Below are 18,172 nucleotides of genomic sequence, written 5' to 3'. Positions count from 1 at the left end.
TTAACGCTTGATCTTCGTTCAGTTAATACCCATAAATAAAGTAATTCGATATTTTATATGGGTAAATAAATCATGCGTTTAGATAGATTTACAAGCAAGTTTCAAGCTGCGCTTTCCGACGCGCAGTCATTAGCGCTTGGGCGCGATCATCAATTTATTGAACCTGTTCACTTAATGTACGCTTTGCTTCAGCAAAGTGGCTCAAGTGTGCGAGCACTGTTGGCACAAGCAGGCGTCAGTGCCGACGAACTGAACACTAAGCTATCACAAGCCATTGAAAAGCTTTTCAAAGTAGAAGGTGTTGGTGGCGATGTGCAACTTTCCAATAATCTTATTTCACTGATCAATCTATGTGATAAGTACGCCCAAAAGCGTAAAGACAAATATATTTCTAGCGAGCTGTTTGTATTTGCAGCTTGCGAAGATAAAGGTCCTTTAGGGGAAATTTTTAAGGCACTGAACATCACCCAGCCTAAAATCGAGCAAGCCATTAAGGCTATTCGAGGTGGGCAAAAAGTGGACGACCCAAATGCGGAAGATACGCGTCAAGCGCTAGAGAAATTCACCATTGACCTTACTGAACGAGCGGAGCAGGGCAAGTTAGACCCTGTAATTGGTCGCGATGATGAGATCCGTCGTACGATTCAAGTGCTACAACGACGCACTAAAAACAACCCTGTGCTTATCGGTGAACCAGGTGTTGGTAAAACAGCGATTGTAGAGGGATTAGCACAGCGGATCATTAACGGCGAGGTCCCAGAAGGGTTGAAGAGTAAGCGCGTACTATCGCTAGATATGGGCGCTTTAGTTGCAGGTGCTAAATACCGTGGTGAATTTGAAGAACGTTTAAAGTCAGTATTAAATGAGCTTGCCAAAGAAGAAGGGCAAGTTATTCTCTTTATCGACGAAATTCACACTATGGTGGGTGCTGGCAAAACAGACGGGGCAATGGATGCGGGTAACATGCTAAAACCTGCACTTGCCCGTGGTGAGCTTCACTGTGTCGGGGCTACAACGCTCGATGAGTATCGTCAATACATTGAAAAAGATGCCGCACTTGAGCGTCGTTTCCAAAAAGTATTTGTGGCTGAGCCAACAGTAGAAGACACCATTGCGATACTGCGGGGGTTAAAAGAACGCTACGAGCTCCATCACTCGGTTGATATAACCGACCCCGCTATCGTTGCCGCGGCTAATTTGTCGCATCGTTATATTTCAGACAGGCAACTTCCCGACAAAGCCATCGACTTAATTGATGAAGCCGGCTCCTCAATTCGACTACAAATTGACTCAAAACCAGAGCAATTAGACAGACTAGAGCGCCGTATTATTCAACTGAAGTTAGAAGATAATGCGTTGGCGAAAGAGAAAGACGAAGCGAGCCAAAAACGCCGCACAGAAATGCAGACGCTGATCAACGAATTAGAAGTTGAGTATCGAGAGCTCGATGAAGTGTGGAATGCTGAAAAAGCCTCACTTCAAGGCACGCAGGTAATTAAAGCGGAGTTAGAGCAGGCACGTTTAGACTTAGAAGTGGCACGTCGTGCAAGCGATCTGCAACGGATGTCAGAGCTACAATACGGTCGGATCCCAGAGCTTGAACGCAAACTTGACCTTGCATCGCAAGCGGAAATGCAAGAAATGAGCTTGCTTAAGAATCAAGTGGGGGAAGATGAAATTGCAGAAATACTATCGCGCTGGACTGGGATCCCTGTGGCTAAAATGCTTCAAGGTGAGCGTGAAAAATTACTGCAAATGGAAGATGAGCTCCATAAAAAGGTCATTGGCCAAGATGAAGCCGTGAATGCGGTTGCCAATGCTATTCGCCGCTCTCGAGCTGGGCTTGCGGATCCTAACCGTCCAATTGGGTCGTTTTTATTCTTAGGTCCAACCGGTGTAGGTAAAACGGAGCTGACCAAAGCGTTAGCCAACTTTATGTTTGACACGGAAGACGCCATGGTGCGGATTGATATGTCAGAATTTATGGAAAAGCACTCTGTTGCACGTTTGGTTGGTGCACCTCCAGGCTATGTCGGTTATGAAGAAGGGGGCTATTTAACAGAAGCGGTTCGCCGCCGCCCTTATTCTGTGATCTTGCTGGATGAAGTCGAAAAAGCACATCCAGATGTGTTTAATATTTTACTTCAGGTGTTGGACGATGGCCGCTTGACCGACGGACAAGGGCGTACCGTTGACTTTAAAAATGCGGTGGTCATCATGACCTCAAACTTAGGATCGGATGTGATCCAAGAGCAGGCAGGGAGTAATGATTACGCGACGCTTAAAGAGCGAGTTATGGCGGTATTGGCAAACCAGTTTAGGCCTGAGTTTATTAACCGGATCGATGAAACTGTGGTGTTCCACCCGCTGATCAATGAGCATATTAAAGAGATCGCGAGTATTCAGTTAGAGCGCTTGAGTAAACGCCTAACAGAAAAAGGTTTCGCACTTGAGCTCACAGATGCTGCGCTTGATAAAATAGCTGCAAGTGGGTTTGACCCAGTGTATGGCGCGCGTCCTTTGAAACGTGCGGTGCAACAGTATATTGAAAATCCACTGGCACAAGACTTACTACAAGGTAAATTTGTCACGGGAGATACCATCAAAGTCGATGTTGTTGACGACCAAATCGTTTTCAATCATTGATAGATGCCTGAGCATAGGCTAAATAAGGCGCGCTTGCAGAGCTTTGGCAAGCGCGCCTTTTCATTATCGTAAACGCTTCAAAGTGTTTACCTTTTCGCGTATTCTAACAAGATAATCACTTTGCCTTTTAGAAAAACTGATGATAAATGAAGCAACCACTTACGGCGTTTACGAATTCGGTGATAATACCCAGCTTTGTTGTGTCACACGGGCTTGCCCACCTCTCAGCGCCGCTCAAGTACGGGTAAAAGTATTGAGCACGAGCGTCAATCCTATTGAAATCAAAACAAGACAAGGGTTAGGTTATGTTGCGGCACAAAAAGATGCTGATGCCTTTCTCCCGCTAGGATACGACTTGTATGGCGAGGTGGTGGAAGTGTTTGCTTCACACTCGCAATTTCAAGTGGGACAACATGTTATCGGTATGGTTGGGTTCGCAAGTAACCCTGGCACCTATAGTGATTATATCACCGCAAATGAAGCCGAATTATTGGCAGTTTCAGTGCAAGAAAATGACGCCGTCTCGGGTCTATGTTTAGCGGGCCTGACCGCCAAACAGGCGCTTGATAAGTTTACAGACACAGAACGTCCTCTGTATATACTCGCGCCAACGGGTGGGGTTGGGCATTTGGCTATTCAACTTGCTCAGCTTCAAGGCCGAAAGGTTGTTGCGGTGTCTACACGCCCAGAGCATTCGTTGTTAGCCGAACTCAAGGTGACAGCCATCAGTTATGATGATTTTTATCAGCGCCAGCAACAATGTGACCTACTAGACTTAATTGGTGGCGATATTGCACTACAGTGTTTAACGGCGCTCAGCCCCGGTTCTCACCTAGTTACGATCCCCACGGTAACCAAGGAAAAGGTCTGTGAGCAAGCGATGGCGGGGGGAGTAACGGCTGAGGGGATGTTAGTTGCTGCCAATTTGGACGATCTTAAATATTTGTATCAGGCGTATCAAGCTGGCAAAATCAGCATCAATGTAAGTCATTATTTTGCCATGGCTGATATCGCACTGGCTCATAGCTGTATGGAAAATGCTGAGCATGTTGGCAAGGTTATTATTAAGGCCTAAGTAGGTTATCTGACGTGGTTTTATGGTTAAAGTCACTCATTTTATAAATACACTTGGTATAATTTGGTTTCGACCCCATAAACTTGAAATTGGCCTGTAGGTTCGAGGAAGAATTTTTGAAACAATTAGACTTAAACACTAAGTTAGACTTGTTGTCTGACGACGCATATCGCGGCGTTTTCAAAGGTATCAAAAGAGGTATCGAACGAGAGGCATTACGGATCCAAGGGTCGGGAAAAATTGCTAAAACTCCACATCCAGAAAAAACGGGCCACGCACTGACCAATGGCCATATTACAACGGATTTTTCTGAGTCTTTATTAGAGTTTATTACACCAGTTAGTGAGGACCCTGAAGAGACGTTGGCGCAACTTTCTGATCTACAGAAGTTTACGCTAGCCAATATGGGCGATGAATTATTATGGCCTTTGTCTATGCCATGCTTCATTGAGGATGAAGAAGACATCGTGCTGGCACAGTTTGGTACTTCTAACATTGGTAAAATGAAAACCTTGTATCGAGAAGGACTCAAAAATCGCTATGGCAGTATGATGCAGGCGATAGCTGGAGTGCACTTTAATATCTCTTTTCCTGAGCAAGTATGGCAAAGCCTGCAAGCAATGGTAGAAGATGAGCAACCGCAGCAGACGTTTATTTCTCAGCAGTATTTAGGCCTTATTCGTAACTTTAAACGAGAAATGTGGCTGATCAGCTACTTGTTCGGCGCATCGCCAGCACTCTGTCCCTCGTTCTTACAAGGTAAGAAAAGTGACTTGCCGTTTAGCAAGTTAGAAAATGGTTCTATCTATCTTGAGTACGGAACTGCATTACGACTTGGTGATCTTGGCTACACTAACAGTGCGCAAAGCTCGCTAAAAGTCATGTATAACGATTTAGATGAATACATTGCTGGACTGAGACAGGCTATTCGTTGTCGTTCGGATCTATATCATGAAATCCCGGATTATCGCGCGGCTGAGCCAAAGCAGTTAAACCGCAATATATTACAGATTGAAAATGAATTTTACTCACCCATTCGACCAAAGCGTAATGCCAACTCAGGGGAAACGCCAACTCAGGCACTTGAGCGCGGTGGTATTGAATATATCGAGATCCGAGCGTTGGATGTTAACCCATTTGAACATACGGGTATTAGCCTTGAGCAGATTTATTTCCTAGATGTGTTCTTAGCATATTGTTTGCTAAAGCCTAGTCCTGAGCTGACTTTTGCAGCGCAAAAACTGGCAGGTGAGAATCTACACAAAGTGGTTAATCAAGGTCGTTGCACTGCGCTGGAGCTTATCAAAGGCGAAGCTGCGGTTACGGTGAAACAGTGGGGCACGGAGATCTTTGCGGATTTACGTGGTGTTGCAAAGATGCTTGATGCAAGCTGCGGTAAATCTGTTTATGTAGAAACGATTGAAAAGCTAGCACAAGCAATAGAGAATCCAGCGTTAACTTTTTCTGGGCAGTTGTTGTCGCAGCTAAAAAGCCGTACCTTAGAACAGGGTTCAATGGGTCTTGAGCTGGCAAATACATATAAGCAACTTCATCAAAATATCAACTATCGCTATTATGATGAAACGACACTTGCAACATTTGCGCGTCAGTCATTTGAGGATGAAGCTGCGGTAAGGGCTAGTGATACGGTCGACTTCACAAGCTTCCTTGACGATTATTTTTCTCGAGCATAAAAAAGCGCAGCCATAAGGCTGCGCAAATAAATTTCAGGGATGAAACAATGCTAAACTGCTGCATTCATAAGTTCAGACCAATGCAAATTCTAAAAGTTCATTAGGTTTCGAAAAAAATGCAAAAAAAATTAATTTTACTGAGTCTGGTCGCCGCTTTATCTGGATGCGCGACAGCACCACCAAAGCAACCTCATGATATTTGTAAGATTTTTGAGGAAAAAGAAGATTGGTACTATGATGCCCGCGATGCACAAGAAAAATGGGGATCACCAAAACATGTGCTAATGAGCATGATGTACCAAGAAAGTTCTTTTCGTCATGATGCTGCTCCGCCGATGGAATATTTCCTCTGGTTTATTCCTGTAGGTCGAGCCAGTTCAGCTTACGGGTACTCCCAAGCCAAAACACCAACTTGGTCTGATTATATTCGTGAAACTGGAAACTCGGGCGCGGATCGTGACGATTTTGATGACGCCATCGATTTTATGGCTTGGTTTGTTTATAAAACGCATAAAGTCAATGGGGTGTCGAAATGGGACGCTTACGCCCAATATTTAAATTACCATGAAGGTTGGGGCGGGTATCGCAGAGGCACTTACAAAAGGAAAAAGTGGTTGATGCAGGTCGCTAATAAGGTCAAGCACCGAGCGGCTAGATATGCTGTCCAGCTGAAACGCTGCGAAGATGATTTAGATAAGAATTGGTTCGAAAGGCTATTTTCATAAGAAGCTTGCGGTGCTTTGTGCACCGCAATACCACTTTTAAGTTAATTAAGCATTTGGTATGTTTCAGCGCTAGCTGTTGTCAGCCGACGCCGAAATTTTTACCATCTTAATCATATTTTCTTTAATCTCGACGACTTCCATTTGGTAACCGGAAATGATCAACCCAAGTGGTGCTTCGGGAATATCTTCCAAGTACTCAACAATCAGACCGCTAAGCGTTTTAGGGCCTTCTGTGGGTAGCTCCCAATTCATTTCTTTATTGAGGTCACGAACGTTGACGCTACCGTCGACCATCACCGAGCCATCACGTTGCATGTTGACGTCTTCACTCGGAGCACGGGTTTGCGTCGTCGTAAAGTCACCTACCACTTCTTCAAGGATGTCTTCAAGCGTGACTAAGCCTTGAATGTCACCATACTCATCAACTACCAGACCAATACGCTCTTTTGCTTCTTGGAATTTAATAAGCTGAGTATTTAAAGATGTGTTTTCTGGCACATAGTAAATTTCTCTTACTGCACGCAGCAGCGATGGCTTATCAAATTGTTCTTTAGTTAGTAAGCGCAATGCGTCACGGGCATGAATAAAACCAACAGCATCATCTATTTGGTCACGGTAAAGCAGCACGCGAGTGTGTTGAGCATTGGTCAACTGACGGGCAATATCTTTCCACTCATCATTGATGTCAATGGCGTTGATTTCGTTTCGTGGGATCATGATGTCTTCAACGGTGACATGATCTAAATCGAGAATAGAAGTCAGCATATTTTGGTGATTAGAAGGCAGCATAGCGCTGGATTCGTTGACCACCGTTTTTAATTCTTCTTTGCTCAAACTGTGCTCTTCGATTTCCTGTGGTGTAATCCCAACTAAGCGCAACATGCCATTGGTGATCCAGTTGGTTGCAACAACCAAAGGAAACAAGACTTTTAATAGTACTTTTAAGATCACAGAGCTTGGAAATGCCACTTTTTCTGGATAAAGTGCTGCTAGTGTTTTTGGTGTAACTTCAGCAAAAATGAGTACCACTAGGGTAAGACCAAAGGTAGCGACTGCAATACCCATGTCGCCGTAAAGACGTAATCCAATGATAGTTGCAACCTGTGCGGCGGCAATATTGACCAGGTTATTACCGATCAGGATCAGACCAATCAGCCTGTCAGGACGGTTGAGGAGGTTACTTACACGTTTCGCGCCACGGTGATTCTCTTTTTCAAGATGTCGTAGACGAATACGGTTGATTGACATGATACCGGTTTCTGAACTAGAAAAATAAGCCGACATCAAAATGAGCACGCCTAGTATGATAAACAAGGCGCTGGTCGATATGTCTTCCAACAGTGGATCCCTTTTTTACTTACGAAAGAGTATTAAGCGTTAGTGAGTTACGATAGTCAAGTTAAAGTTTAAAACCTGCCTAAAATCACTTCTTGTATAAAACGACTACCAAAGTAGCCTAGAGTTACAATACCAGAGGCCGCGATAATTGAAATAACCACAGGTTTACCACGCCAACCGAACTGTTTGTGACCAAAAGCGATGACTACATAAATAAGCCATGCAATGATAGATAAAATGGTTTTATGGATCGTTTCTTTTGCAAACATGCCATCTAAAAAGTAAAAGCCAGAGGCAAGTGCCAGCGTTAATAAACCCGTGCCGACAAAGAGCAGTTGATATAATTGTCTTTCCACTTGCATTAAAGGAGGGAGATGGCTGGTCATAATAGCCAAGTCTCTTTGTTTAAGACGCTTATCAATAAACATAAACTGGATAGCATAGAGTGTGGCGATAATAAGCACGCAATAGGCCAGTAACGACAGTGAAATATGTAATACCAAGCCAACATCAACGTTTATCGTATGCATCACAATATGATGTGGGATAAACAGGCTCGCTAACAGCAAAATTGCGGCAAATCCATAAACGACGGGGAGCAATAAAGTGGCCGGAAAACGCAAAGAAACCGTAGTCACAGAAACAACGATAACCCAACAGGTAAGTAGCGCGACGTTGACCGTGCTAAGGTCTTGTCCTTCATGAGTAAACACCGAATTCACTAACACCAGCATGTGGGTCAAAATAGCGACGGTGCTCAATATTAAGGTTTTCTTTTGATTTGGTCCTTGTTTGTCAAATAAGCGCGACAACACATGGCTCGTGGCCATGGTATAAAATAGACAAGCGATTAATGACAAGCTAACAATCAACATAAAGATACATGCTCAATTTTTTTGTTTTCCTTTGTTGCTATTGTATTTAAAGCCTCTTCACTTGCATAGGGTTTTATCTCAATCCATTAACTTATTCTTATTTTTGCTCAATGAAAGCGTAAAAAGCAGAACAATCGGCTTGAATACTGTATTAGTGGCTCGCATATCAGTATAATGCCGGATAATTTCGAGATTTTGGAACCGATACATGTTTGAAAACCTCCAAGAGCGTTTAGGAAAAACGCTTAAAAACATTAGTGGCCGTGGCCGACTAACTGAAGACAATATTAAAGAAACACTCCGTGAAGTCCGTATGGCGCTGCTCGAGGCTGATGTTGCCTTACCTGTTGTACGCGACTTTGTAAAACAAGTAAAAGAACGCGCGGTTGGTGTAGAAGTCACAAAGAGTCTGAGTCCAGGCCAGGTTTTCATCAAGATTGTTCGTGAAGAACTTGAAAAGTCTATGGGTGAAGCCAACGAAGAGCTAAACCTAAATGCTCAGCCTCCAGCGGTAGTTATGATGGCGGGTCTTCAAGGTGCGGGTAAAACCACCAGTGTGGGTAAGCTGGCGAAATTCCTAAAAGAACGCAAAAAGAAGTCGGTATTGGTGGTGAGTGCCGACGTTTATCGTCCAGCCGCGATCAAACAGCTAGAAACATTAGCTACAGAAGTGGATGTCGAGTTTTTCCCAAGTGATATTTCACAAAAGCCGGTAGATATCGCAACAGGCGCGATTTCTCACGCGAAGAAAAAGTTCATTGATGTCGTTCTGGTTGATACCGCAGGTCGTTTGCACGTAGATGCAGACATGATGGACGAAATCAAAGATTTACACGCAGCGATTAATCCTATTGAGACTCTGTTTGTCGTTGATTCAATGACAGGTCAAGATGCTGCAAACACCGCAAAAGCGTTTGATGAAGCGCTGCCGCTAAGTGGTGTTATCTTAACGAAAACAGACGGTGACGCGCGCGGTGGTGCTGCACTTTCTATTCGACATATTACCGGTAAACCGATTAAGTTTATCGGTGTGGGTGAACGAACGGACGCTTTAGAGCCTTTCCACCCAGACCGTGTGGCATCTCGAATTCTGGGAATGGGTGACGTATTGTCGCTTATCGAAGAAGTTGAAATGAAAGTCGATAAAGACAAAGCCCAAAAGGTGGCTGAAAAAGTCTTTAAAGGCGATGGTTTCACCCTTGAGGACTTTGCCGAGCAGCTCCGCCAAATGAAAAACATGGGCGGCATGATGTCGATGATGGAAAAACTGCCAGGTATGTCAAACCTACCTGATGCCGTTAAAGGTCAGGTAAACGACAAAACCTTTAACCAAATGGAAGCCATTATCAGCTCGATGACGCCAAAAGAGCGAGCTCGTCCTGATATCATCAAAGGTTCGCGTAAGAAGCGAATTGCTGCGGGTTCTGGTACGCAAGTACAAGATATCAATAAATTGCTGAAGCAATTTACCCAAATGCAAAAAATGATGAAAAAGATGAAAGGCAAAGGCGGCATGATGAAAATGATGAAGAACATGAAAGGGATGATGCCTCCAGGTATGTTTGGTGGTGGCGGACCTAAGTTCTAACACCGCTTTATATTGCAAAAAGGCAAGCTATACAGCTTGCCTTTTTGTTAACTTAATTGCTTTCGAAATTGGGGACTATTGGCCCAAAGTTTTCTGCTTTTTTAGGGTCGCCACTACCAATATACCGCGCTTCCTGCGGGTATGGATACACTGGGCGGGTAAACACAACATTACCTTGCTTATCTTCTTTTTGCGTCATTAGTGCATCAGGCGCGACTCCTTTGTCTAGCCACTGTTCCAATGCAGCGATGGCGTCAAACGTTTCTGCACCAGGCCCTTCAATTCCGCAGTGTACAAGCCCAGGAGGTAAAAATAGACGGGCAAAGTCATAAGTATTGTTTTTCCCCATATAGTTGATAACGGACTCATACCAATCAATTGTTGAATAGGCTGGAACTGCAGCATCCGACCAGCCGTGCAGTACTATCATTTTACCCCCGCTATTTCTGAATGCGGTCAGGTCTGGGTGGTCAGCATCCATAAAGCTAGAAACCGTCGATAGTTCACCTATTTCGTTGGCGTAAGAAAAGTCTCTCCAATTTCCTTGGTTGTATCTTTCCTGAGGAAAAGCAAGGTACTTCAAGTACTCAGTCGCTGCATAGTAGTGGTATGGCTTAATAAAGGGTGCTTCAGGGAATAACCAGCCCGTCCACTCAGGTTCTGAACCATAAGGTAAACCACCAGACAGAATATTACCTTGTTGATCATATGAGGGCGCATATATTTTCTGAATGGCTTCAGCTTGGCGCGGTGTTAAACATTTGTCTGTGGTATTTGCGTCACAGACCAGTGAGTTAGGGTCAAAATCACAACGTCTTGGATCGCTAATTAATCCATCAACAAGCCCATCCTTATGATCGCATGCTGACATCACAGCTTGCGCAATAAAGTGAGTGTAGCTTGAATCTAGTAATGCATTGTTATTTTCATCCATAATGGCTTTAGCGTTGTCCATACAGTTGACCAGATTAACTTTGGTGTAGTTAATCGTCGGTCCTCTGGCGATGACGCCATCAAAATCATTTGGATAACGTTTGGCTGCCATAATTCCAGCATGACCTCCTTTGGAGCAGCCAGAAATAAACGAATAGGCTGGCTGTTTGCGATAGAAACGCTCAATGATGGCTTTTGCCGCCACAGCGACAACATGATTGGCTCTGTAGGCAAAATCCTCTCTCAATGGTATATTGTTTTTTGCCCATAGTCCGTCAAACCCAGCAGCAGTATGGCCACCATCATGAGACAGCGTGGCATAATTGCGGACGATCCCTGCCATGGTCGGATAATTAGACACTTCACCACAAAACCCCATACAGGCATTGAGTAAAAAGCGTTGATTCCAATTTTTATCTAACGGCAGTCTAAGCTGAAAACGAATTGTTGGGGCAGCGTAACCTTCTACTAAACAATGTGCAGGTAGGGTGTTTGTGCCTTTGGGTATAGGTGCACCTAATAAGCGACTATACTTATATGTCCAAAGTTCGGTGTCTGCATCTAGCGTTTGACTCGGTACGTACTCGGCATTGGTTATACTTGTTGCGGCATTGCCTTGTTCAAGCTGCGAGTAATCACCAAAGCGCAATAATTTACAAGCCGTTATTTCTTCATCGCTTGCTGCAAATGTTGAGGTTGTAAATAAGCTAATACCAAGCAACGGTATACCAAGAAGTAAAGGCTTAATGAATTGTGTTGTTGCGAGCCGTTTGGCCATTGGGGCTTTCCTTATTAAATGAAAGAACAAACATTTTTGATTTTTACGTACAACTAAAAAACGTTCATTTGTACCTTTATTGGGACGTTTTGGCGGGGGAAAACTTTACTTTTGGTTTTGCAGTAAGAGCAAATAAACTGCTGACTTTGGAATTTACTTGCATTGCGCGTGAAAATGCGTAAAATGCCCGAGCTTCCCGTAGTGGGAAGTACAAACTTATTAATGAAAACAGTCAATCTATGTAGAGGACGGTATGGTAACTATTCGTTTGCAACGTGGCGGCGCTAAAAAGCGTCCATTCTATCAAATCGTGGTTGCGGATAGCCGTTTCTCGCGTGACGGTCGTTTCATCGAGAAAGTAGGTTTCTTTAACCCGATCGCAGCAGGTCAGGAAGAAAAAGTACGTTTAGATTTATCTCGTGTTGATCACTGGGTAGGTCAAGGCGCATCTCTTTCAGATCGCGTTGCGAAGCTAGTTAAAGACGCTCGTAAAGCGGCTTAATAGGCGTAAGTGTAACCATGAGTCAAAGTAAAACCTCGACAATCGTTGTTGGTAAGCTTGGTGCTCCTTATGGCATCAAGGGTTGGCTTAAGGTGCATTCATTTACTGACGATCCCCAAGGGATCTTCGATTTCAGCCCATGGTTGATAGGGCAACAAGGTAAATGGCAAAACCTTGAAGTGAGCGACTGGCGTCGTCACAACAAGGGATATATCGCTAAATTTGCGCAAGTAAACGACAGAGACGAAGCAATGGCGTATACCAATGCAGAAATCGCTGTTTATGCTGAGCAGCTTCCTGAATTACCTGAAGGGGAGTTTTATTGGCGAGATCTTATCGGCATGTCGGTTGTAACTGATAAAGGTTATGACTTAGGCGTAGTCGATGACTTGATGGAGACAGGTTCAAATGATGTTTTGGTTGTGAAAGCAAACAAAAAAGATGCATTTGGACAATCTGAAAGGTTAATCCCATTTTTAACAGATTCTGTTATTTTGGACGTTAACCATGAAGAGAGAAAAGTTACGGTAGATTGGGATCCAGCGTTTTAATGAGTGATCAGCAAAAGCTATGGGTAGGAGTGGTTTCGCTCTTTCCTGAGATGTTTGATGCGATAACTCAGCAAGGCGTAACGGGTCGAGCTGTGAAAAACGGCTTGATTGAGTTTAATTGCTGGAACCCGAGAGACTATGCAACCGATAAGCATAGAACCGTGGATGACCGTCCTTACGGCGGAGGTCCCGGAATGCTGATGATGGTTGAGCCTCTCAAAAAAGCCATTCTTGATGCCAAAGCGGCAGCAGGTGATGGTGCTAAAGTAATTTATATGTCCCCTCAAGGGCGAAAACTAGATCAACAAGGTGCGGCGGAATTGGCGCACTCTGAAAAGTTGATATTAGTTGCGGGTCGTTATGAAGGTATTGATGAGCGGATCATCGAGTCTTATGTAGACGAAGAATGGTCCATTGGCGATTTTATACTGAGTGGTGGTGAGTTACCTGCCATGACATTAATCGATGCAGTCGCGCGATTAGTGCCTGGTGTGTTAGGTCACAATCAATCAGCTGAACAAGATTCATTTTCGGATGGCTTGTTGGATTGTCCTCATTATACTCGGCCGGAAACATTGGATGATAAACAGGTGCCTGCTGTATTACTCAGCGGAAACCACCAAGAGATAGCCAAATGGCGCTTAAAGCAGTCTTTGGGTAGAACTTGGCAGCGTCGTCCTGACTTGTTGCGTAACCTAGCTCTGACTGAGGAGCAGGCGGCATTACTTGCTGAGTTTCAGCAAGAGAATGACCAAGCTTGTGGCTAGAAGACAGTTACACCTAGGAATGTGAGAAATAAAATGGCAAAAGTAAACCAAAATATTATTAAAGAGCTTGAAGCTGAACAGCTTAAGCAAGACGTACCTGCGTTCGGCGCTGGTGACACAGTTGTTGTACAGGTACGCGTAAAAGAAGGTAACAAAGAGCGTCTACAGGCCTTTGAAGGTGTTGTAATCGCTAAGCGTAACCGTGGTCTACACTCATCTTTCACTGTTCGTAAGATTTCAAGCGGTGAAGGTGTTGAGCGTGTATTCCAAACGCACAGCCCTCTTATCAGCAGCGTAGCAGTTAAGCGTCGTGGTGCGGTTCGTCGCGCTAAGCTTTACTACCTACGTGAGCGTTCTGGTAAATCTGCACGTATTAAAGAGAAACTTAACTAATACGTCGCATTTATCAAATGCAGATAAAACAGGCCGCTTTATGCGGCCTGTTTTGGTTTTATCCCCTCATTATTTCACATTCTGTGAATACTCACTTTCATATCAAGCCTTTTGTCATGATATTTTCATGGTTGCTTACTTTTAATGCGGCGTACTTCTTGTTAGACTCGGTGTACTATTTAATTTACTACTGTATATATAAGTTTACATCATGAATGGGGCCAACGATTTAGCAGCGATACGCGTTGCAATAGATGACTGCGATAGCGAGCTTGTCGCATTGCTTGCAAAGCGAAAGGCACTGACTGAGCAAGTCGGTAAAATAAAACAACAGAAGGGAGCACCACTGCATGTGCCTAAGCGTGAAGCCGAGCTTATTAAAGCGCGCCGTGTGGAAGCCGAAGCAAATGGGGTGAATCCGGATCTTGTTGAAGATATTCTGCGCAGAATGATGCGAGAAGCCTACGAAAACCAGCAAAGCGAACTGGCTTGTGCAGCACCCAAAATGTCACCTATCGTTATCGTTGGAGGCCAAGGTGCAATGGGGAAGCTATTCGCTAAACAATTCCGGCGCTCTGGATATGAGGTACGAATACTAGACAAAGACAATCAAGCAGAAGCTGCAGAGCTAATGGTTGACGCAAAACTCGTGCTGGTAAGCGTGCCAATTAACGCACTAGAGCAAGTCGTCAATGAGCTACCTGCGCTACCTGATGACTGTATTCTTGCAGATATCACCTCGGTGAAACAAGCTCCCCTTAAAGTGCTGATGAACAAGCATCAAGGTCCTGTGATTGGCTTGCACCCTATGTTTGGCCCTGATATTTCGCACTGGGTAAAGCAGACCATAGTGGTATGTGAAGGGCGGATGCCAAAACAGTGTGAGGGGTTAATTAAACAACTTAAGATTTGGGGCAGCCAATTGGTGCCAATGGATGCCAAAAAACACGACCAATCCATGCAGATCATTCAAGTAATGCGCCACTTAACCACCTTTGTATACGGCCAGTTTTTATCTAAGCAATGCCATTCATTAAAAGAGCTAAGAAGCTGCTCATCGCCTATCTACCAATTAGAGTTAATGATGGTTGGGCGGCTATTTGCACAATCGCCAGAGCTTTACTCAGACATTATGCTCGCGCAATTTAATGATGTAGAAGGGTTATTGGCAAGCTATCAAGATACCTTTGAGCAGACATTGACCAAGCTACAACAAGGCGATAAAGAAGGTCTAATGCAATCTTTCTCACAAGCCAAACATTATTTCTCAGAAAGCGCGAAGCACTTCCTATCACAAAGCCGAGGCCTGCTTAACAAAGCCAATGACGCGAAAGTGTTGGATTATGAGGAAAGTATTTAGCGCCTAGATATGCCTTCTAAACCACAGGGTAAATAGTGCTGTGGGAAATGGTTTGCCCGCCGAGAAGTTAAGTTTTTCGGCCAATATTTGGGAACGTAATTTACATTTTGAAGCCAGATATAAATTAGCCCCAAGTATCTGTTTTTCTGGCTTTTGGTTTTGTAAATGTCAATCTGGCGCGGCTTGGGCTTGGGCTTGGGCTTGGGCTTGAGTGGGAGCGGCTTTACGCCGCGATCTTTATGGCGAAAAATAGGCTTTAGTTACAGGTACGAGCGCATTTTACTTCAAGCGCTAGCCTAACGAAGCGTAGTATCGAACAGCTATCGAGACTTCCTGTTATTGTCCGCATAATGCTAGTAATGCAGTGCCAAATTTGAGTTGGGTGTCAGCGATTAGCTCTCGGCTTAGGCTTGAGTGTAGGAGCGGCTTTACGCCGCGATCTTTATGGCGTGACTACGAATCAATGAGGGCAAAGGGAGTTGTATTTAACGAAGAACCACGAGCTGAAGAATATGGTACAGTGGTGGTGTTTCAAGACCTCTATGGTAACAAGTGGGATTTACTGCAGTTAAATAGAGTCGCTAAGTAACACGCTTATAAGATAAGGAGGTATCAGTGAATCGTTCCATTAAGTCAAAACTTCCCCTAACATTTCTTGTTTGTATTTCGTTATGGTGGGGGTTCTATTACCAATCAAACGGTAAGCTTAATGATTACGGCAGTGCAAATTTTGAATGGCTGTTTCTGTTAGATGCGTTAATAGTCTTGCCAATAGTCTGCTTTTTCTGTGTTGAAGATAGAAAAGAAGCCTTGTTGAAGTCGATTGTTTTAGTGTGCCTTGCGGTGCTCATTGGTAGTTACATTATTCCCGAGCAAAGCAAACTGGTTTGGCATTATCTTGAGAGCGGACGTTATGTGGTCTTGGTTGTTATTCTATCTTTTGAACTGGTCGCAATTTCAACCGTGTATCTTGCGATCAAAGCCGCCATTGGCAAGAGTGAAGATCCCGACCATGCCATTGAGAAGCCAATTAAAGAATATGTGGGTGATGGCCCTGTTGCAAAGCTACTGAGTTTTGAAACGCGTATGTGGACCTATGCGCTTTTCTCTAAGCGAGTGCAGCAAGAAAGTTTTAGTGGCGAGCAGCACTTTACTTACCATAATAAAGATGGTGCACAAAGCAATCTGCTTGGCTTTATTTTATTAATAGCGTTTGAAATGCCAATTATGCATCTACTTTTGCATTTTATCTGGTCTCCATTCGCAGCAAATATCACCACTCTGCTGACGGCATTTAGTTTAGTGTTTTTCTTTGCGGAGTACCGCGCTGTTGCAAAACGGCCTATTTCTTTGGTGGGAAATCATTTGTTTATTCGCTATGGCCTTTATCAGCCATTGGTTATACCGTTAAGCAACATAGCAAAAATTCAGAAGAACATGGAGTTTGTAAAGCGTGCTAAGTCTATCAAGCGCTATAACTACTCAGGCTTTCCAAATGTTGAAATTGAACTGATTGAACCTGTGGGGAATGTTAAAAATATATTCGTCGGGGTAGATAATGCCGAGCACTTTATTTCAGCTGTGTTCGCTGGTTCATCGCGGCGATGTTCTTATGATTTACCTATAAAATAATTCTCACCGTACTGGCGACACCAGTTGGCCAGCAAGTTTGAATCGCAGCTGGACAGACGTAAGGATAAACCTCTGAATATTAACCCCTCGCGCTGCGCTTATAAGTAGTGCGAGACATCCTCTACGCTTGTAGTCGGGCGTTTAGCGCGTTCGACCACCGGCTGGCCTGGTAGCGCTATTAAATGGTAAAATATTGACGCCCTCGCTATTTCCATCTTTGTGGCTTTATCAGAAGTAAAAAATCAGTTTAGCAGTCAATTGCAAGGGGATTATGTAGATTCGCCTTAACCAGCCAATCAAGCGGGAAAATTTTCAGTCGGCTGCTTTCAACTTACAAGTAACTAAAGCAGGACAAAGTAAGCTTGGCTTTTGTCACTGCGTTTCATGTTCTAGCCAAGCTAATTATTTACCCCTTAGTTGGGCATTACTCACTCAGTATCTTATCTAAATTCGCTTTTGAGCGGGCGACGCTTTCTAGCGGTGTTAGGCCGCTTGGGTATTCTTCTTGTTCGATGACCAGCCACTGCGTGCCACCGTGTTGCTGCATGGTTTGGATGAGCGCTTTCCACGGGTAGTGGTTTTCGCCAATGATTGGGCTTTTGTCATCTCCTTGATGAGTGCGTATTTTAATATGTGTCGACACGGTTCTGCCAGCATATCGCTTAACATAATCGCTGGGTGATTTACCGGCGTAATTCACCCAGCCGACATCGAGCTGTAGCGGAAAATCGTTAGGGGTGTTGGTGGCGATATAATCCCAAAATGTGCTCTTGGCGTACGCGTTAAATTCTTTTTCATGATTATGAAATCCGATCTTCATATCGTAACGTTTGGCAATTTGGTGCACGTGGTTGAGCTGCTTTACAAATGCTTGTACTTGGTTTTTGTCCCATGCTCTTTCATCCCAAGGAATAAAGAGCGTCGACACACCTAAGGTTTTGTAAAAGAGGAGGGTGTTTGCTAGTTTGTCTTCGGCTAATGCGTCAAAGCCGATGTGGGCGCTGCTCGCAATTAGGCCGAGTTCGGCTAACCTTTGTTTTAGTTTACTTGGGTTATCGGCATAGTTGCCAAAGTTACCAGCAAATTCCACACCATCAAATCCCATTTTCGCAAGCGCTTGAAGTGTGCCGTCGAAATCCGCAGCGAGTTCATCTTTTACCGACCATAGCTGCACGCTTATAGGTAACGACTGATACGATGCTTGCGCGTACAGCGGCAGCGCCATAATAAAAGCAAGTAACAGCATTATTTGTTTAAACAATATGATTTTTCTAAACATCATTTCTTCCTAAAACTAAAAAAGCAGAGTCTAACT

General features: G+C 44.1%; 15 protein-coding genes and 1 pseudogene. 12 read left to right on the top strand and 4 right to left on the bottom strand.

Annotated elements, in window-relative coordinates; all coding sequences use genetic code 11:
- Positions 1-72: 72 nt before the first annotated feature.
- The 4 genes from clpB (at position 73) to CEX98_RS06655 (ending at position 6,140) form a co-directional block, all read left to right on the top strand.
- A complete protein-coding gene (gene clpB / locus CEX98_RS06670) occupies positions 73-2,646 on the top strand; it encodes an ATP-dependent chaperone ClpB (RefSeq protein WP_099641325.1) in 2,574 nt (857 codons plus the stop codon).
- Between the two features lie 139 nt (positions 2,647-2,785).
- Positions 2,786-3,721 carry a zinc-binding dehydrogenase gene (locus CEX98_RS06665; protein WP_099641324.1) on the top strand — a complete coding sequence of 312 codons (936 nt, stop codon included), beginning with the start codon at positions 2,786-2,788 and terminating at the stop codon, positions 3,719-3,721.
- Between the two features lie 116 nt (positions 3,722-3,837).
- Entirely contained in the window at positions 3,838-5,415 is a 1,578-nt protein-coding gene (gshA, locus tag CEX98_RS06660; RefSeq protein WP_099641323.1) for a glutamate--cysteine ligase, read from the top strand.
- A 116-nt stretch (positions 5,416-5,531) separates the two neighbouring features.
- A complete protein-coding gene (locus tag CEX98_RS06655) occupies positions 5,532-6,140 on the top strand; it encodes a transglycosylase SLT domain-containing protein (protein WP_099641322.1) in 609 nt (202 codons plus the stop codon).
- Positions 6,141-6,209: 69 nt separating this feature from the next.
- On the opposite strand, the gene CEX98_RS06650 is transcribed toward CEX98_RS06655, so the two are convergent.
- Together CEX98_RS06650 and CEX98_RS06645 are read right to left on the bottom strand one after the other, a co-directional pair.
- Positions 6,210-7,478 carry an HlyC/CorC family transporter gene (locus CEX98_RS06650; RefSeq protein WP_099641321.1) on the bottom strand — a complete coding sequence of 423 codons (1,269 nt, stop codon included), beginning with the start codon at positions 7,476-7,478 and terminating at the stop codon, positions 6,210-6,212.
- Positions 7,479-7,546: 68 nt separating this feature from the next.
- Positions 7,547-8,353, bottom strand: a complete 807-nt coding sequence (locus CEX98_RS06645) for a cytochrome C assembly family protein (protein ID WP_099641320.1) — start codon at positions 8,351-8,353, stop codon at positions 7,547-7,549.
- Between the two features lie 208 nt (positions 8,354-8,561).
- Here CEX98_RS06645 and ffh point away from each other — a divergent pair, with 208 nt between their 5' ends.
- Complete coding sequence (ffh, locus tag CEX98_RS06640; protein ID WP_099641319.1) at positions 8,562-9,941, top strand: signal recognition particle protein; 1,380 nt, start codon at positions 8,562-8,564, stop codon at positions 9,939-9,941.
- A gap of 52 nt (positions 9,942-9,993) precedes the next feature.
- Here ffh and CEX98_RS06635 read toward each other — a convergent pair whose 3' ends face one another.
- Entirely contained in the window at positions 9,994-11,652 is a 1,659-nt protein-coding gene (locus tag CEX98_RS06635; RefSeq protein WP_099641318.1) for a tannase/feruloyl esterase family alpha/beta hydrolase, read from the bottom strand.
- A 253-nt stretch (positions 11,653-11,905) separates the two neighbouring features.
- On the opposite strand from CEX98_RS06635, the gene rpsP reads away from it, so the two are divergent.
- From rpsP to CEX98_RS06595, 7 genes and pseudogenes are all read left to right on the top strand, one after another.
- Entirely contained in the window at positions 11,906-12,154 is a 249-nt protein-coding gene (gene rpsP / locus CEX98_RS06625; RefSeq protein ID WP_017216164.1) for a 30S ribosomal protein S16, read from the top strand.
- Between the two features lie 17 nt (positions 12,155-12,171).
- Positions 12,172-12,705, top strand: a complete 534-nt coding sequence (gene rimM, locus CEX98_RS06620; RefSeq protein WP_099641316.1) for a ribosome maturation factor RimM — start codon at positions 12,172-12,174, stop codon at positions 12,703-12,705.
- Complete coding sequence (trmD, locus tag CEX98_RS06615; protein ID WP_099641315.1) at positions 12,705-13,472, top strand: tRNA (guanosine(37)-N1)-methyltransferase TrmD; 768 nt, start codon at positions 12,705-12,707, stop codon at positions 13,470-13,472. The genes rimM and trmD overlap by 1 nt, the downstream gene beginning before the upstream one ends.
- 33 nt (positions 13,473-13,505) lie before the next feature.
- On the top strand, positions 13,506-13,865 hold the full coding sequence (gene rplS, locus CEX98_RS06610) for a 50S ribosomal protein L19 (protein WP_017216162.1): 360 nt from the start codon (positions 13,506-13,508) through the stop codon (positions 13,863-13,865).
- A gap of 211 nt (positions 13,866-14,076) precedes the next feature.
- On the top strand, positions 14,077-15,225 hold the full coding sequence (gene tyrA / locus CEX98_RS06605; RefSeq protein WP_099641314.1) for a bifunctional chorismate mutase/prephenate dehydrogenase: 1,149 nt from the start codon (positions 14,077-14,079) through the stop codon (positions 15,223-15,225).
- A gap of 445 nt (positions 15,226-15,670) precedes the next feature.
- Positions 15,671-15,814, top strand: a pseudogene (locus CEX98_RS23245) (VOC family protein); the annotation flags it as partial.
- Positions 15,815-15,840: 26 nt separating this feature from the next.
- Positions 15,841-16,857 carry a hypothetical protein gene (locus tag CEX98_RS06595; RefSeq protein WP_099641313.1) on the top strand — a complete coding sequence of 339 codons (1,017 nt, stop codon included), beginning with the start codon at positions 15,841-15,843 and terminating at the stop codon, positions 16,855-16,857.
- Positions 16,858-17,281: 424 nt separating this feature from the next.
- Here the strand turns inward: CEX98_RS06595 and CEX98_RS06590 are convergent, their stop codons facing one another.
- A complete protein-coding gene (locus CEX98_RS06590; protein ID WP_099641312.1) occupies positions 17,282-18,139 on the bottom strand; it encodes a sugar phosphate isomerase/epimerase family protein in 858 nt (285 codons plus the stop codon).
- Positions 18,140-18,172: the final 33 nt, after the last annotated feature.

Origin of the sequence: Pseudoalteromonas piscicida, assembly GCF_002744175.1 — a bacterium.
Lineage (GTDB): Bacteria > Pseudomonadota > Gammaproteobacteria > Enterobacterales > Alteromonadaceae > Pseudoalteromonas > Pseudoalteromonas piscicida_B.
The sequence above is the reverse complement of the archived record's forward strand: the minus strand, read 5'-3'. Positions and strand labels throughout refer to the sequence as shown.

Bases quoted from the DNA above. Each gene is read 5' to 3' on its own strand.
- clpB (WP_099641325.1), top strand. From the start codon at position 73: ATGCGTTTAGATAGATTTACAAGCAAGTTTCAAGCTGCGCTTTCCGAC.
- CEX98_RS06665 (WP_099641324.1), top strand. From the start codon at position 2,786: ATGATAAATGAAGCAACCACTTACGGCGTTTACGAATTCGGTGATAAT.
- CEX98_RS06655 (WP_099641322.1), top strand. From the start codon at position 5,532: ATGCAAAAAAAATTAATTTTACTGAGTCTGGTCGCCGCTTTATCTGGA.
- CEX98_RS06645 (WP_099641320.1), bottom strand. From the start codon at position 8,353: ATGTTGATTGTTAGCTTGTCATTAATCGCTTGTCTATTTTATACCATG.
- ffh (WP_099641319.1), top strand. From the start codon at position 8,562: ATGTTTGAAAACCTCCAAGAGCGTTTAGGAAAAACGCTTAAAAACATT.
- CEX98_RS06635 (WP_099641318.1), bottom strand. From the start codon at position 11,652: ATGGCCAAACGGCTCGCAACAACACAATTCATTAAGCCTTTACTTCTT.
- rpsP (WP_017216164.1), top strand. From the start codon at position 11,906: ATGGTAACTATTCGTTTGCAACGTGGCGGCGCTAAAAAGCGTCCATTC.
- rimM (WP_099641316.1), top strand. From the start codon at position 12,172: ATGAGTCAAAGTAAAACCTCGACAATCGTTGTTGGTAAGCTTGGTGCT.
- trmD (WP_099641315.1), top strand. From the start codon at position 12,705: ATGAGTGATCAGCAAAAGCTATGGGTAGGAGTGGTTTCGCTCTTTCCT.
- rplS (WP_017216162.1), top strand. From the start codon at position 13,506: ATGGCAAAAGTAAACCAAAATATTATTAAAGAGCTTGAAGCTGAACAG.
- tyrA (WP_099641314.1), top strand. From the start codon at position 14,077: ATGAATGGGGCCAACGATTTAGCAGCGATACGCGTTGCAATAGATGAC.
- CEX98_RS06590 (WP_099641312.1), bottom strand. From the start codon at position 18,139: ATGATGTTTAGAAAAATCATATTGTTTAAACAAATAATGCTGTTACTT.